The sequence below is a fragment of the Nocardioides lentus genome (assembly GCF_039529515.1).
In the GTDB taxonomy this organism is placed as follows: domain Bacteria; phylum Actinomycetota; class Actinomycetes; order Propionibacteriales; family Nocardioidaceae; genus Nocardioides; species Nocardioides lentus.
In genome coordinates, this window is sequence record NZ_BAAAMY010000001.1 from 577109 (window position 1) to 590317 (window position 13209).

Consider the following 13209-nt stretch of genomic DNA (forward strand, 5'->3'; position numbering starts at 1 on the left):
GCTGCGCGAGCTGATGACGCCCCAGTGGGCCAACATCGTCGCGCTCGTGGCCTCCACGCTGCTGAGCACCGGCGGCAACCGTCGCGTCACGTTCCACAGCACCGCCGCCGCGACGATCGTCCCGCACCACACGCTGGGCCTGGGCCTGGTCGTCGCGGGCCTCGGCATCACCTCCGGTGCCCTCGGACTCCTCGGCCTGGTCGACCCCGACGCCGGACGGCTCACCGAGGTCCTGGTGCTCGGGGTCGCCAACGGCCTCGTCGGCACGCTGCGCTTCGTCTCCTTCAGCCTCGTGATGCACGAGGACCCGGCGCCGGCCCCCGAGCCGCAGCCGGACGACGACCGGGTCCCCGCCGGCCGCTGAGGCGCCCCGGGCCGGGTCCTCGCCCGAGAGGGGGATCGACGGGTCCTGCCTCGCCCGGCGCGGATCGCCGAGGGTGGTGACGACGGCACCCGCCGGACCCACCACCGAAGGAGCACGCCATGGCCCGCACCCACGACCTCACCCTCCCCGACCTCACCGGCCGCCGCGTCGTCCTCACGGGCGGCAGCGACGGCATGGGCCTGCGCATGGCCCGCCGCCTCGCGGCCGCCGGCGCCGACCTCGTGCTGCCCGTCCGCAACGCCGCCAAGGGCGAGGCCGCCCTGGCCACGATCCGGGCCGAGGTGCCGGCGGCCTCCGTGCGACTCGCCACGATGGACCTGGCCTCCCTCGACTCCGTCGCGGCGTTCGCGGCCACCCTGCTGGAGGAGGGGGCGCCCGTCCACGTGCTCGTCAACAACGCCGGGGTCATGACGCCGCCCGAGCGTCGCACCACGGTCGACGGCCACGAGCTGCAGATCGCCACCAACCACCTCGGCCACGTCGCGCTCGTCGCCCACCTGCTGCCGCTGCTGCGCGAGGGCGGGGGGCGGGTGACCTCGCAGACGAGCATCGCCGCGAACCGCAACGGCGTACAGCTCGACGACCTCGACTCCGAGCGCGGCTACGACCCGTTCCGGGCCTACAGCTCCTCCAAGATCGCCGTCGGGCTGTTCGCGCTCGAGCTCGACCGGCGCAGCCGCGCCCACGGGTGGGGCATCTCCAGCAACCTCGCCCATCCCGGCGTCGCCCCCACCAACCTGCTCGGCGCCCGCCCCGAGATCGGCCGGGGCTCCGAGGGTCGCGAGCTGCGCCTGATCCGGCGGCTCTCCGCGCTGGGGATCGCCGGCACCCCCGACAGCGCGGGGCTGCCCGCCCTGCTGGCCGCCACCGCGCCCGACGCCGGTGGGCGGTTCTACGGTCCGCGCGGGCTCGGTCACGTCGGCGGCGCTCCCGGCGAGCAGAAGCCGTACCGCAGCCTGCGCAGCACCGACGACGCCCGCCGCGTCTGGGAGCTCTCCGAGCGGCTCGCGGGCGTCCGCTTCCCGGCCGGGTCGCTGTCGGTCTGAGACCGAGCGGCCCGCCCTGCCCCGCCGCCCGCCGCGTGCCGGCGAGGAGCGGGAGGGTGGCGCCGCCGCGTCGGACGGGGGAGGGTGACCACCATGACGCGTCCCCACCACGTCGTCCCTGCCCTCGTCCTGGCCCTCGCCGGCCTCGCGCTCCCCGCCGCCCCGGCGGCGGCGGCCGACCGGGTCCAGGTCACCGACCCGGGCGGGGACGTCCGGGCGACCCGGGAGCCGGCGCCGGACCCGGACGCCCAGCAGTCCGCCGACGTCACCCGTCTCGCCGCGCGGGTGCAGCCCGGCCGCGTCGTCGCCGTGCTCGACGTGGACATCGAGGAGCGCCTCGTGACCTGGCGCCAGGCCTACAGGGTCTCCTTCGAGAACCGCGCGAAGGAGCTGCGCTTCGAGACCCGCGGTGCGCGGGTGGTCCGGGTCGGCGACGACGGCGGGCTGCGGGGCGGCTGCGGCGACTGGAGCCAGGACCGGGACGCCGGGAGGGTCGTCGTCCGGATCGACCGGGACTGCCTGGCCGGCGCGGACCTGCAGGTGCGGGCCGCCGCGGAGCTGGTGAAGCGCCGCGACGGCCGCGTGTCCGCGCGCGACACGACCCGCCGGGCGGGCGACCTGACGGTCCCGCGCCGCCCCTGAGCCGCGCTCACCCCAGCCGTCGTACGGCGATGCGCGCGAGCTCGGCGTGGATCTCCACGCTGGCGGTCACGTCCGGCCGCCGCAGCCGCACGAGCGCCGAGATCGCGAACGGCGTGCCCCGCGGCGGGAACACCACCCCGGCGTCGTTGAACGTCTCGGTGCCCGAGCCGGTCTTGTCCGCGAGCGCCCACCCGTCGGGCAGGCCCGCGCGGAAGCGGCGGTCGGAGGTCGTGCTGCGCAGCATCCAGTCGCGCAGGACCGCCCGGTCGGGCACCGAGAGGGCGTCGCCGACGAGCAGCGCCGCACAGCCGCGGGAGACCTGCCGGGGGGTCGTGGTGTCGCGCGGGTCGCCCGGGATCGCGGAGTTCAGCTCCGTCTCCCACCGGTCCAGCCGCGTGGCCCGGTCCCCGATCGAGCGGGCGAACCGGGTGATCGCGCCCGGCCCGCCGAGCTCGCGCAGCAGCAGGTTCGCGGCGGTGTTGTCGCTGACCCGGACCGCGGCGTCGCACAGCTCGCGGACCGTCAGGCCCTCGTCGACGGCGGGCCCGGTGACGGGGGAGTAGGTCACCAGGTCCTCGCGGTCGTAGCGCACCCGCCGGTCGAGCACCTCGCCGTCGCGGTCCAGGTCGCGCAGCACCGCGGCCGCGGCGTACGCCTTGAACACCGAGTGGACCGGGGCGCGCTCGTCGGCGCGGTGGGCCAGGACCCGGGCGCCCCGGCAGGTCCGCGCCGCGTGGAAGCCGATGGTGGCGCCGTAGCGGCGCTCCAGCGCCCGCACCTCGGGCAGTCCCGCGCCGGCCGGACCACGCGCGGGCCCTCGGGGCGCCGCGGTGCCCGGGCGGTCGGGCAGCAGCATCGCGCCCCCGGCGAGCGGCAGGGCGGCCGCCGCCCCGAGGACGGTACGACGGGCGGTGCGGGCGGGCGGGTGCGTCACGGGGGTCTCCTGAGGGGTCGGCGTCGTCAGGCGCCACGCTGCTCGAGGGGCCGCGGCCATGTCGAAGACGGAATCCGTGACGCTCATGCGCGAGCGGTATAACCGCAGCGTGGACCTCCTGCTGCACCTCCGCGCCTGGTGCGCCGTCGTCGACCAGCGCAGCTTCACCCGGGCCGCCGCCGAGCTCGGGGTGCCGCAGCCGGTGGTCAGCCGCCGGGTCGCCGCGCTCGAGAAGCACCTCGGCGGGCGGCTGGTGGTCCGGGACCCCCGCGGCGTCGTCCCGACCGACCGGGGTCGGGCCGTGCTTCCCCACGCCCGGGACCTGGTGGTGCGGGCCGACCAGCTGCTCGACCTCGGTCGCGCCGTCGGGTCGGCGCTGACGGTGTGGCTGCCCGAGGGCGCCCCGGCGCGGGGCCTGGTGCCGGTACGCGCGGCTGCGGAGCAGGTGGGGCTGGACGTCTCCTTCGAGGTCGCCGGCCCCGACGACCGGTCGGCCGCCGTGGCCCGCGCGGGCGGAGGGGTGGCGCTGGTCCCCTGCAGCCCCGACGAGGCGGACCTCGGGGGCCCGCTCGGCGTCGCCGCCCCGCCCGACCGGAGCGACCCCGCGGACCCGGCCGGACCGGGGCCCGCCGGGGGGCACGCTGCCACCCGAGCCGGGTCCGCGCCGGGTCGGCTCCACCTCGACCAGCTGCGCCGCCACCGCGGCGAGACCGGCCGGCCGCGGCGTCTGCACCTCGGCGCGGAGGACGACCGGCCCTGGGTCCGCGACGTCGTACGACGGGCCGCGGCGCGGGCCGGGCTGGCGCCGGGGCAGGTGGTGGTGGGGCGGGCGACGCTCACGGTGGTCGCGGACGTGCTCGCCCGCGGCGACCTGTGGCTGTGCACCCCCGGCGAGGCCGCGGCCCACGACCTGGTGTGGCGGGAGGTCGCGGACCTCCCGGTGGCCCGCGGCTACCGGCTGGCGGTCGGCCGCGGGGCGGCCGCCTCGGTCGGGGCGGCCGAGCGGCGCGGGCTCGTGGCGACGCTGGGGCCCGCGCTGGGCCTCGCGCTCGGCCCCGCCGCCTCCGCGGAGCGGCGCCCGTGAGCGCGCTGGTGGGCTCCGACGGACCGCTCCTCGCCGTGGCGCAGGAGGTGGCGGAGGTCTGGGACCAGGCCGGGCTCGGGGGCGCGTTCCTCGCGCGCCACCTGGGCTCCGGGGCCGAGACCGGCCTCGACGTGGACCGGCAGCTGCCCCTCGCTTCCCTGGTCAAGCTGCCGCTGGCGCTCGCCGTGCTGGACGCCGCCGCCCGCGGTGCGCTGGGGCCGCGCGGGGAGGCGGAGCCGGTGGCGGTCGACCCGGCCACGGCCACGCGCGGGCGCACGGGCACGGGCGCGTTCCGCCACCCGGCCACCGTCGCGCTCGGCGACCTCGTCGACTCCGCGCTCACCGTCAGCGACAACGCGGCCGCGGACCTGCTCCTCGACCGCGTCCCGCCCGCGACGGTCACGGCGACGATGGCCGGCTGGGGGGTCGCGGACCCGGCGGGTGGCGGCATCGTGGTGCGTCACCGGCTCCGCGACCTGCACGACGCCGCGGCGGCCGCGGCGCCCGACGAGGAGGGAGCGCTGGCGCTCGCGGTCCGCGCCTCGACCGAGGGCGGCGGCCACGCGATCGCGATGCTCGACGTCGCCGCCGCCAACGTGGGCTCGGCCCGTGCGGTGGCCGACCTCCTGGCCGCCGTCTGGTCCGACGGCGTGGCCACCCCGGCGGTGTGCGAGCGGGTCCGGGACGCGATGGGACGTCAGCTCACCAGCCGCCGCATCGTCCCCGAGCTGCTCACCGACGCCGTGCGTGTGGCCAGCAAGACCGGCAGCTTCCTCCACCTGCGCCACGACGCCGGCGTCGTCGAGCACGGCGACCAGCAGGTCGTGGTCGTCGCGCTCACCGAGTCGCGGGTGCCGGTCGCCGTCGACCCGGGCGCGGACGCGGCGATCGGGTGGGCGGCGCGCCGGGCGTTCGAGGCGCTGCGGCGGTGAGGTCGACCCGGCGGCCTCAGGAGTAGCGGTGGCTCTTCGCCGCGTGGCCGTGCTCGCGGGTGCAGGTGCGGCCGTTCATCGACTTGTGACCGCACAGGCCGTCGCCGGCGGCGGTGTCGGCGGTGTCGGCGGTGGTGGTCGCCGCCGCCGGCGCGGTGGCCGGGGCCTTCGCCGCGGGCCGGGGGGTGGCGGCGGGGCTGCCCGCCGGCGGCGCGACGGGGGGACGGGTGCGGGTGGCGGGGATGCCGGTGCTGCCGTTGGCCATGCGTTCGGCGTACCGGGCCTCGCGCATCGCGCGCTGGGCTGCTTCCTTGCTCATCGGGCGATCACCCCCCGACCCTAGGCGCCGCCACCGACACCGGCCCCACCGCCGAGCCCGGTGCGGGTCGGTCACCGCCACGCGGTCACCAGGGGACGACGCCGGCGTCCTCGAAGAACCCCCCGGTGGGCCCGTCGTCGGGCAGCGTCGCGAGCCGGATCGGTGTCGCCGCACCCTGCTCGGTGGTGCGGTGACCGGCGAACCCGTTCAGGTCGGTCGCGACGTAGCCGGGGCACGCGGCGTTGACGAGGATGCCGGTGCCGGCGAGCTCGCGCACGTACTGCAGCATCACCGCGTTGAGGTAGGTCTTCGACGGCGAGTACGCCGCGGCGACCGGCCCGGCGGCCCCGTCGGTCGCCGCCGCGGACTGGCGCGCCAGCGACCCGACGCCGCTCGAGACGTTGACGATGCGCGCGGCGGTCGAGCGACGCAGCATCGGCAGCATCGCGTTCGTCGTGCGGATGACGCCGAAGACGTTGGTCTCGAGCACGGTGCGCAGGGTGTCGAGGTGGACCACGGTGGGCTCCTGCGGCATCGAGCCCGTGATCCCGGCGTTGTTGACGAGGACGTCGAGGCCGCCCCCGCGCCGCTCCAGCAGGTCCGCGGCCGCGGCCACCGAGGCGTCGTCGGCGACGTCGAGCGGCACGAGGAACACGTCGAGGCCGTCGGCCTCGAGCGTCGCGACGGCGGTGGCGCCGCGGTCGGCGTCGCGCGCGCCGACCCCGACGGTGAAGCCGAGGGCGCCGAGGCCCCGGGCGATCTCGAGGCCGATGCCCTTGTTGGCGCCGGTGACGAGCGCGGTGCGGCCCCGGTGGGTGGGAGTGGGTGTGGAGGTCGTCTCGGTCATGGGTCCATGGTTGGTCGCGGCGTCCTCGGGCCCCAACACCGTCTGGGTGGGCGCCGATACCCTGGCGGTATCGACCGGACCGGGGCCGCAGGCGGGCCGGTCCGGCAGCGGCGCCGGGTCGGGCTCCGGGCGGGAGGGGGACACGTGGAGACACGGGAGCTGCGCTACTTCGTGGCCGTCGCCGAGGAGCTCCACTTCGGACGCGCCGCGACCCGGCTCGGGATCGCCCAGCCGCCGCTGTCGCGGGCCATCGGCCAGCTGGAGCGCCGGCTCGGCGCCCGGCTGCTCGAGCGCACGAGCCGCACGGTGAGCCTGACCCCGGCCGGGGAGGTGCTGCTCCGCGAGGCGCGCGCGGCGCTCGACGCCGTGGTGGCGGCCGAACGGCGGACGCGCCGTGCCGCCGGCGTCGCTGCCGGCGGTCGGGCCGGGCTGGTGCTGGTCTCGAAGGCGGGCGCAGCCAACGAGCTCGTGGCCAAGCTGCTCGACCAGTACGCCGCGGAGCCGGGCGCCGTCGGCGTCGACGTGCTGCTGGTCGGGCCGGGCCAGCAGGAGCAGGCGCTGCGTGACGGGCGCGCCGACGTCGCGCTCCTGCACGCGCCGTGGGACGACGCGGCCGGGTTCGACACCGAGGTGCTGCAGGTCGAGGAGGCGGCGGTCCTGGTGGCGGCCGGGCACCCGCTGACGGGGGGCGGCGCCGTGCCGGCGGGGGACCTCGACGCCCTCGTCGGTCTGCCGGCGCCGCGCTGGCCCGACCGCGAGGGCCGGTACGCCGCGGGCGCGGGGCCGGAGGTGCACGACGTGACGCAGCTGCTCCAGCTGATCGCGCTCGGTCGCACCTACCTGGTCGCGCCGGCGTCGGCCCGGGCGCTGGCGGGCGAGGGGGTCGCGGCCGTGCCGCTCGTCGGCGCACCGCCGGTCACCACGATGCTCGCCTGGCCCTCGCAGAGCCGGTCGACCGACCTCGCGGCGTTCGTCAGGGTCGCGGCGCGCGCCTGAACGTGTGCCCCGCCCCGACGCGGGGCCGGGCTCAGCCGTGCCGGGCGGCGAGCGCGGCGAAGTCGTCGAGGGCGCGGAGCGACTCGTCGGTCGACGCGGTCTCGAGCATCAGTGCGACCTCGTCGACGCCGGCCTCGGCGAGCCCGTCGATCAGCTCGGGGTCGGCCGGCACGCCGAAGGAGGTGAAGCCGACGTCCTCCCGACCCTGGTCGGCGAGCCACCGACGGACCCGGGCGATCTCCTCGGGCGGGGTCCCGGCGCGGGGCAGCCAGCCGTCGCCGAGGGTCGCCAGCCGGCGCAGCGCCGCCTCGCTCTCCCCACCGACGTAGATCGGCGGGTGCGGCCGCTGCACGGGCTTGGGCCACATCGTGATCGGGTCGAAGTCGACGTGGGTGCCGTGGTACTCCGCCTCCTCGGCGGTCCAGATCTCCTTGAGCGCGGCCAGCTGCTCGTCCATGAGGGCGCCGCGGGTGCGGGGGTCGGTGCCGTGGTTGCGCATCTCCTCGCGGTTCCACCCGACCCCGACGCCGAACACGAACCGGCCCTCCGAGACCACGTCGAGGCTCGCGACCTCGTTGGCGGTGTGGATCACGTCGCGCTGGGGCAGCAGGGCGATGCCGGTGCCGATCCGCAGCGTCGACGTCGCCGCCGCGACGGCCGTCAACGCCACGAACGGGTCGAGCGTGCGGTAGTACTTCCGCGGCAGGTCGCCGCCGCCGGGGTACGGCGACTCCCGGCTGGTCGGGATGTGGGAGTGCTCGGCCACGACGAGCGTGCTGAACCCCCGCACCTCCACCGCACGACCGAGCGTGTCGGGGCGGATGCCGTCGTCGGTGATGAACGTGGAGATCCCGAACTTCATGACCCCGTTATAGCCGAGGGCGCGGACCCGCGGTGGGCGTCAGACCTGCGGCGCCGGCCCGACGCGCAGGCGGGTGCCGCGGACCTCGTCGTACGCGTCGTCGAATCGGCCCCTGCTGCCGACGGCCTCGGCGTAGGAGGAGACGCTGACCTTCCCGGGGTCGAGCCACTCGGTCGACATGGTCACCGTCGTCGTGCCGCGGGGGCCGGGGCGGTGCCGCACGTCGAGGTCCTCCGGTCGCACGCGGGACGGCCCAGCGGTGTCGTCGGTCAGGAGGTACAGCGTGAAACGCGGCAGGCGGCCGATCCTGGTCAGGGCGTACCCGGTCCCCCCGTTGCCCGTGCGGGCGTCGACGACGGTCGTCAGTCCCCGGCGCACGCCGCGCGCCCGGCCGGTGGGTGCGAGGTCGCGCCAGGTCGCCCGGACGGTCATGGTCCCGCCCTCGCGCACGGCGGGGGTGCGGTAGGCGACCTTGCGCAGGTCGGCGTGGGAGTGGAGGTAGGCGGTGCCGCGGGCATCCCGCAACCGGTCCTCGACCGCCGCCCGGGTGGGCAGCGGGGAGGCGACGCTGTCGTCGTCCGCCGGGCCCACCCGCACCCCGCGGACGCGCTCCTCGGCGACGGACGGAGCCGCGGTCGCGGCGAGCAGGGAGGTCGACGCGAGGGCCGCGGCGAGACCTCGGGCGACGGCCCGCATCACCGGCGAGGCCCGACGCGCAGCGCCACGGCGTCGGTGAGGTCGAAGGCGGCGGAGCGCGGGCGGGCCACGGACCCGTAGCTGAGCGGCGCGACCCGTCGGCCGCGGAGCCACTCGGTGGTCAGCTCGACCTCGATGGTGCCGCCACGGCCGAAGGTGTAGTCGACGTCGACGTCCTCCGGGGCGATGCGCCCGGGGCGGGTCTGGTCGTCGACGTACTCGAGGAGCCGGAAGGTGCCGCGTCGGTTGCTCACCCGCAGCACGTAGGTGCGGTCGGCGGAGGTCTCGATCACCGTGACGAGGCGCTGGCGCACGACCCCGGACCGGTTGGCGTTGCGCAGGTCGGCCCAGCGGGCCCGCACCGTGAGGGTCCCGTCACCGGTGGAGGGGGTCCGGTACGTCACCCGGCGCAGGTCGGCCAGCCCGGTCGGACCCTTCCTGCCGTCCTCGGCCTCCCCCTGGGCGTCACCGGCGGGGTCCTTCACGACCGCCCGGGTGGGCAGCTGGGCCGGCGGGCGCGCGTCGGCCGTCGCGGCAGCCCCCAGCTCCGTCGGAGGCAGCGCCGGCAGCTCCGTCCCGTCGCTCGCCTGGGCGGGGGACAGTGCGGTGCCGGTGAGGGCGAGGGTCGAGGTCAGCAGCAAGGCGGCGAGTCGTCGCACAGGGTCTCCGTCTCACGGGTGGGGGGTGGGGTCACGCAGGGTCGGGCCAGAACGCCGGGCAGTCCCGCTGCGGGGCGCTGGGCGGGCCCGGCGCGGGCTCAGTATGCGCGGATCACCCGCCCTCCGTCGGTCTCTCCGTCCCGGTCTGGACCGGCGCGGCGCGCGGTCGGGTGCGCTCAGTCGGTGACCGGCCCGACGCGCAGGTCGCGCCCGGCGCTGCTGTCGAAGGCGGCGCTCGCGCGGCTGCCCGCCTCTGAGAGCACCGTCACCTCGACCCTGCCGGCCGGGGCCTCGAGCCACTCGGTCGACATCGTGACGGTGGTCGTGCCGCGCTCGCCGTACACACGCTGCACGTCGAGCACCTCGGGCCGGACGCGGTCGGCGAAGGGCTCGCCCCGCTCGTAGGTCTGCACGGAGACGCCGGAGCGCGCGCCCTCGAACGCGGACGGCTGCTGCTTCCCGCTGGTGCGGGGGTCGACGGAGACGTGCAGGCGCTGGAACGGACCGGTACGGCGCAGCTCGGCCCACGTCACGCGGACGGTGATGGTGCCGCCCTCGACGCGCGGGGTCCGGTACGACGCCCGCACCAGGTCGGCGCGCCGGACGGCGAGCGCGCCACGACCCACGCCGTCACCGACCGGGTCCTTCGCGATCGCCCGCGTCGCCAGCTCGGAGGCAGGCACCTCGGCTGACGCCGGGGACGCCGAGGCTCCCGTGCCGGCGGCGAGGACCAGGGCGGCGGCGAGGAGGACGACGGGACGGTGCGGCATCGGATCTCCAGAGAGTGTCGGGCGGGTCCGGGGTCGGCCCCCGGTGTGGTCAGCGGTCGTGAATCGCGGTGTCGGTCAGCAGTGGTGTCAGTCGGAGCGGACGGTCGGCTGCGCCGACGGCTGGGGTGCGCCGTCGCTGTCGTCGAGGGAGTCCCCCTTTGCCCAGTCGTCGGGCACCTCGAAGGACGCGACGAGGTCGGCGAGGCGGGGAGCGAGCGCCGGGTCCGAGGTCCGGACCCAGACGGTGCCGCTGTCGAGGGAGAGGACGGTGACCAGCGGGTCGTCGAGGGTGCACCGGGCGCTCAGCGTCGACCTCGAGGGTCGGCCCACGGACTCCAAGATGATCTTCAGTTCGCGGTAGTCGCCGCGCTCGCAGTCGTCCAGGACCTCCAAAGCGCCCGCCAGCGGGTCCCCGGGGACAGTAGGGTCCGCGGTGCGGACGATCACGACCGGACATGACCCTGCCGGCTCGCCCTCCGGGCCGACGCAGGCGCGCAGGGGGGTGCGGGACTCGTAGGTCTTCCACCCCTCGGGCAGGGAGTACGACAAGGCCGTCGACGAGATCGCCCGGCCGCCGGCCGGATCCACTCCTCGCTGGTCGCCGCCACTGAGGCGCGCCAGCGGGGCAGCGATGGCCACGACGGCCAGGAGGCCCAGGACCGCGGCCCCGCCTCCACCGAGCCAGTGCCGCCGCCTGCGGCGGTCCGAGAGTCGACGCACCACGAAGGCGTCAGGCGAGGTACGCATCAGTGGCGCGCTACGGGCTCGCACCAGCGCCTCCGGCGCGTCGGGCAGGTCGTGAGCGGTCATGCCGGTGCTCCTCCCGGGTCGAGGCTGGTGGCGAGAGCGGCACGCCCGCGGGACAGGTGGGACTTGACCGTCCCCTCGGGCATCGCCAAGAGGGTGGCGATGCGTCGTATGGAGAGGTCCTGGAGGTAGTGGAGCAGGAGGACATCGGCCTGGGCTCGGGGTAGGCGACCGAGCGCGTCGCGCAGCTCGAGCAGCTCGGCCGGGACGTCCGTCCGGAAGTCGGGACGACCGCGCCAGGCGTCGTGCTCGCGGCGCCTGCGGTGCCAGTCCTTGATCGCGAGCCGCCATGCGACCGTCGTCACCCAGCCGACCGGATCGTCGCCCTCTAGACGGCCCCATCGTCGCCACGCGCGAATGAAGGCCTCCTGCACACAGTCCTCAGCCCGCCCCAGATCGCCGGTGCGGGCATAGACGAGCCGCACCAGGCGCTCCGCCCGCGCACTGTAGAACTCGTCGAAGCTCGTCGCGTCCCGCACCTGGAGGCCCCCTTTCCGTGCTTCTGACCCGGGTAGCCCGTATGGGCGGAGGAAGGTTGCAGCGGGCCTCCGATTGCTTTCAGATCGGTGGAAGCCCGGCACGAGAGGAGCCGTGCAGGGCGCCGCGCCACCACACGACGTACGCCGGGTACTCACCGAGCAGCTCCTCCAGCTCTATGGCCGCACCGACCGGGCCGTGACCCGGGCGCATGGCGTCCGGGCCCCGGTCCCTTTGTGCGGTCACCTCCCAGTCGACGACGTGCTCGCGCCACTGCTCGGGCGTCAGGCAAACGGTGGCCCGCCCGACGCGGATGCGGTCCGTGGCGATCCGCTCACCGCCCACGAAGGCGCGAACGTGCTCCAGGAGGGCTTCGGCGTCAGGCAGGGACGTCGACGCGGCGGCGACCTCGTCGGGGTCGATCGCCTGGGGGCAGTCGATCCCGAAGTAGAGGTGTCGGGCGGCCCACTGGGCGTACGAGCCCTGGAAGGAACGGTCGAGCGCCTCGCGGTACTCGCGGTCGATGCGGAGGCGCCGGGTCTCACGCTCGTCCTCGCGACCCGGGCTCACGAGGTCGTGCTCGACCACGAGGTCGAGCACGCCGTCGGCCGCGACGTCGAGGGTCAGGTCGATCACGACGATCTCGGTCAGCTCCGGCTCGTCGGGACCGAAGTAGGCGACCTCCTCGGCGTGCAGCTCGGCCAGCCGGGCCGCCAGCTCGGGACGCAGCTGCTCGACGTACGCCACGTCACGGTCGGTCGGGCTCACCGGGTGCGCCGCCGGAAGCGCAGGATCAGCCAGGACCCCACCAGGCACACGACGGCGAGACCGGCGTCGGTGAGCTGGAAGCGGGCGGCCCCGAGCAGCCCGGCGACGGTCAGCACGAGGAACAGCAGCCCGAACGCGCCGAGCAGCAGCGCGGCGAAGCCCAGGGCCTGACGGCCCTCCAACCAGGACGTGTCGGGTCGGGAGGTGGGCGGCTCGAACCCGGGCATGGCCGGGATCCTAGGCCGGGACCGGACCGGCCCGCGTCAGATCGCGCAGCCGTCCGGGCCGCACGCGTCGGCGTCGCCGCCGACGGTCTGCAGCGCCGGGCGGCTCTCGGTCCAGGCCTGGGCGAGGACCTGCGCGAAGACCTCGGTGGGCTGGGCGCCCGAGACGCCGTACTTCTGGTCGACGACGAAGAACGGCACGCCGGTCGCGCCGTACGCCCGCGCCTGGGCGACGTCGGACGCGACCGCCCCGGCGTACTCGTCGGAGGCCAGGACCGCGGCGACCCGCTCCGGGTCGAGGCCGGCGTCCACCGCCGCGGCGGTGAGGACGGCGTGGTCGCCGACGTCCTCGGCGCGGGTGAAGTACGCGGCGAACAGCGCCTCCGCCAGCTCGCGCTGCAAGCCCGGGCCGCCGGTCTCGAGGGCGAGGTGCAGCAGGCGGTGGGCGTCGACGGTGTTGGTGTGGACGTTGTCGTGCAGCCGCAGCTCGAGGCCCTCGGAGGCGCCGAGGTCGATGAGCTGCTGCTGCATCGCCCGGACCTCCTCGACGCTGCGGCCGAGCTTGCGGGTGAGCACGACCGAGGTCAGCTCGTGGCCGTGCTGCGGTGCGGACGGGTCGAGCTCGAAGGAGCGGTAGACCACCTCGACGTCGTCGCGGTGCGCGAAGTCGGCCAGCGCACCCTCCAGCCGCCGCTTGCCGACGAAGCACCACGGGCACACGACGTCACTCCACACCTCGATCTGCATGTGCGGCCCAACAG

The 13209-nt window shown here is 76.3% G+C and carries 18 protein-coding genes; 6 read left to right on the forward strand and 12 right to left on the reverse strand.

What is annotated here, in order from left to right:
* The 3 genes from ABD158_RS02805 to ABD158_RS02815 form a co-directional block, all read left to right on the forward strand.
* A partial coding sequence (locus ABD158_RS02805) for a GtrA family protein (protein ID WP_425573124.1) occupies nt 1-364 on the forward strand: 364 nt, incomplete at its 5' end.
* Between the two features lie 119 nt (nt 365-483).
* Nucleotides 484-1431, forward strand: a complete 948-nt coding sequence (locus ABD158_RS02810; RefSeq protein WP_344003398.1) for an SDR family oxidoreductase — start codon at nt 484-486, stop codon at nt 1429-1431.
* A 93-nt stretch (nt 1432-1524) separates the two neighbouring features.
* A complete protein-coding gene (locus tag ABD158_RS02815) occupies nt 1525-2073 on the forward strand; it encodes a hypothetical protein (RefSeq protein ID WP_344003400.1) in 549 nt (182 codons plus the stop codon).
* 7 nt (nt 2074-2080) lie between these two features.
* Here the strand turns inward: ABD158_RS02815 and bla are convergent, their stop codons facing one another.
* Nucleotides 2081-3007: a class A beta-lactamase gene (gene bla / locus ABD158_RS02820; protein ID WP_425573130.1), complete on the reverse strand. Its 927-nt coding sequence runs from the start codon at nt 3005-3007 to the stop codon at nt 2081-2083.
* Nucleotides 3008-3065: 58 nt separating this feature from the next.
* Between bla and ABD158_RS02825 the strand changes: the two genes are divergently transcribed.
* Nucleotides 3066-4091, forward strand: a complete 1026-nt coding sequence (locus ABD158_RS02825) for a LysR family transcriptional regulator (RefSeq protein WP_344003403.1) — start codon at nt 3066-3068, stop codon at nt 4089-4091.
* A complete protein-coding gene (locus tag ABD158_RS02830; protein WP_344003404.1) occupies nt 4088-5023 on the forward strand; it encodes a serine hydrolase in 936 nt (311 codons plus the stop codon). The genes ABD158_RS02825 and ABD158_RS02830 overlap by 4 nt, the downstream gene beginning before the upstream one ends.
* 16 nt (nt 5024-5039) lie before the next feature.
* Here ABD158_RS02830 and ABD158_RS02835 read toward each other — a convergent pair whose 3' ends face one another.
* Nucleotides 5040-5342 carry a hypothetical protein gene (locus ABD158_RS02835; RefSeq protein WP_344003405.1) on the reverse strand — a complete coding sequence of 101 codons (303 nt, stop codon included), beginning with the start codon at nt 5340-5342 and terminating at the stop codon, nt 5040-5042.
* Between the two features lie 85 nt (nt 5343-5427).
* Nucleotides 5428-6189, reverse strand: coding sequence for an SDR family NAD(P)-dependent oxidoreductase (locus ABD158_RS02840; RefSeq protein WP_344003408.1), 762 nt, complete (start codon nt 6187-6189; stop codon nt 5428-5430).
* Nucleotides 6190-6333: 144 nt separating this feature from the next.
* On the opposite strand from ABD158_RS02840, the gene ABD158_RS02845 reads away from it, so the two are divergent.
* Nucleotides 6334-7185, forward strand: coding sequence for a LysR family transcriptional regulator (locus ABD158_RS02845; protein ID WP_344003411.1), 852 nt, complete (start codon nt 6334-6336; stop codon nt 7183-7185).
* 31 nt (nt 7186-7216) lie between these two features.
* Here the strand turns inward: ABD158_RS02845 and ABD158_RS02850 are convergent, their stop codons facing one another.
* From ABD158_RS02850 to ABD158_RS02890, 9 genes are all read right to left on the reverse strand, one after another.
* Nucleotides 7217-8047 carry an LLM class F420-dependent oxidoreductase gene (locus tag ABD158_RS02850; protein WP_344003414.1) on the reverse strand — a complete coding sequence of 277 codons (831 nt, stop codon included), beginning with the start codon at nt 8045-8047 and terminating at the stop codon, nt 7217-7219.
* Between the two features lie 39 nt (nt 8048-8086).
* Nucleotides 8087-8743, reverse strand: a complete 657-nt coding sequence (locus ABD158_RS02855) for a hypothetical protein (RefSeq protein WP_344003417.1) — start codon at nt 8741-8743, stop codon at nt 8087-8089.
* Nucleotides 8743-9384: a hypothetical protein gene (locus ABD158_RS02860; protein ID WP_344003420.1), complete on the reverse strand. Its 642-nt coding sequence runs from the start codon at nt 9382-9384 to the stop codon at nt 8743-8745. The genes ABD158_RS02855 and ABD158_RS02860 overlap by 1 nt, the downstream gene beginning before the upstream one ends.
* Nucleotides 9385-9578: 194 nt before the next feature.
* Complete coding sequence (locus ABD158_RS02865) at nt 9579-10172, reverse strand: hypothetical protein (RefSeq protein ID WP_344003423.1); 594 nt, start codon at nt 10170-10172, stop codon at nt 9579-9581.
* An 87-nt stretch (nt 10173-10259) separates the two neighbouring features.
* Entirely contained in the window at nt 10260-10919 is a 660-nt protein-coding gene (locus ABD158_RS02870; RefSeq protein WP_344003426.1) for a hypothetical protein, read from the reverse strand.
* Between the two features lie 59 nt (nt 10920-10978).
* Nucleotides 10979-11458, reverse strand: coding sequence for an RNA polymerase sigma factor (locus ABD158_RS02875; protein ID WP_344003429.1), 480 nt, complete (start codon nt 11456-11458; stop codon nt 10979-10981).
* Nucleotides 11459-11537: 79 nt separating this feature from the next.
* On the reverse strand, nt 11538-12224 hold the full coding sequence (locus tag ABD158_RS02880; protein WP_344003432.1) for a hypothetical protein: 687 nt from the start codon (nt 12222-12224) through the stop codon (nt 11538-11540).
* Nucleotides 12221-12451, reverse strand: coding sequence for a hypothetical protein (locus tag ABD158_RS02885; RefSeq protein ID WP_344003435.1), 231 nt, complete (start codon nt 12449-12451; stop codon nt 12221-12223). The genes ABD158_RS02880 and ABD158_RS02885 overlap by 4 nt, the downstream gene beginning before the upstream one ends.
* Before the next feature lie 36 nt (nt 12452-12487).
* A complete protein-coding gene (locus ABD158_RS02890) occupies nt 12488-13195 on the reverse strand; it encodes a DsbA family oxidoreductase (RefSeq protein ID WP_344003438.1) in 708 nt (235 codons plus the stop codon).
* Nucleotides 13196-13209 lie beyond the last annotated feature (14 nt).

Excerpts from the sequence above, each read along its gene's own strand:
- ABD158_RS02810 (WP_344003398.1), top strand. The coding sequence starts at position 484 with ATGGCCCGCACCCACGACCTCACCCTCCCCGACCTCACCGGCCGCCGC.
- ABD158_RS02815 (WP_344003400.1), top strand. The coding sequence starts at position 1,525 with ATGACGCGTCCCCACCACGTCGTCCCTGCCCTCGTCCTGGCCCTCGCC.
- ABD158_RS02825 (WP_344003403.1), top strand. The coding sequence starts at position 3,066 with ATGTCGAAGACGGAATCCGTGACGCTCATGCGCGAGCGGTATAACCGC.
- ABD158_RS02835 (WP_344003405.1), bottom strand. The coding sequence starts at position 5,342 with ATGAGCAAGGAAGCAGCCCAGCGCGCGATGCGCGAGGCCCGGTACGCC.
- ABD158_RS02840 (WP_344003408.1), bottom strand. The coding sequence starts at position 6,189 with ATGACCGAGACGACCTCCACACCCACTCCCACCCACCGGGGCCGCACC.
- ABD158_RS02850 (WP_344003414.1), bottom strand. The coding sequence starts at position 8,047 with ATGAAGTTCGGGATCTCCACGTTCATCACCGACGACGGCATCCGCCCC.
- ABD158_RS02855 (WP_344003417.1), bottom strand. The coding sequence starts at position 8,743 with ATGCGGGCCGTCGCCCGAGGTCTCGCCGCGGCCCTCGCGTCGACCTCC.
- ABD158_RS02865 (WP_344003423.1), bottom strand. The coding sequence starts at position 10,172 with ATGCCGCACCGTCCCGTCGTCCTCCTCGCCGCCGCCCTGGTCCTCGCC.
- ABD158_RS02870 (WP_344003426.1), bottom strand. The coding sequence starts at position 10,919 with ATGCGTACCTCGCCTGACGCCTTCGTGGTGCGTCGACTCTCGGACCGC.
- ABD158_RS02885 (WP_344003435.1), bottom strand. The coding sequence starts at position 12,451 with ATGCCCGGGTTCGAGCCGCCCACCTCCCGACCCGACACGTCCTGGTTG.
- ABD158_RS02890 (WP_344003438.1), bottom strand. The coding sequence starts at position 13,195 with ATGCAGATCGAGGTGTGGAGTGACGTCGTGTGCCCGTGGTGCTTCGTC.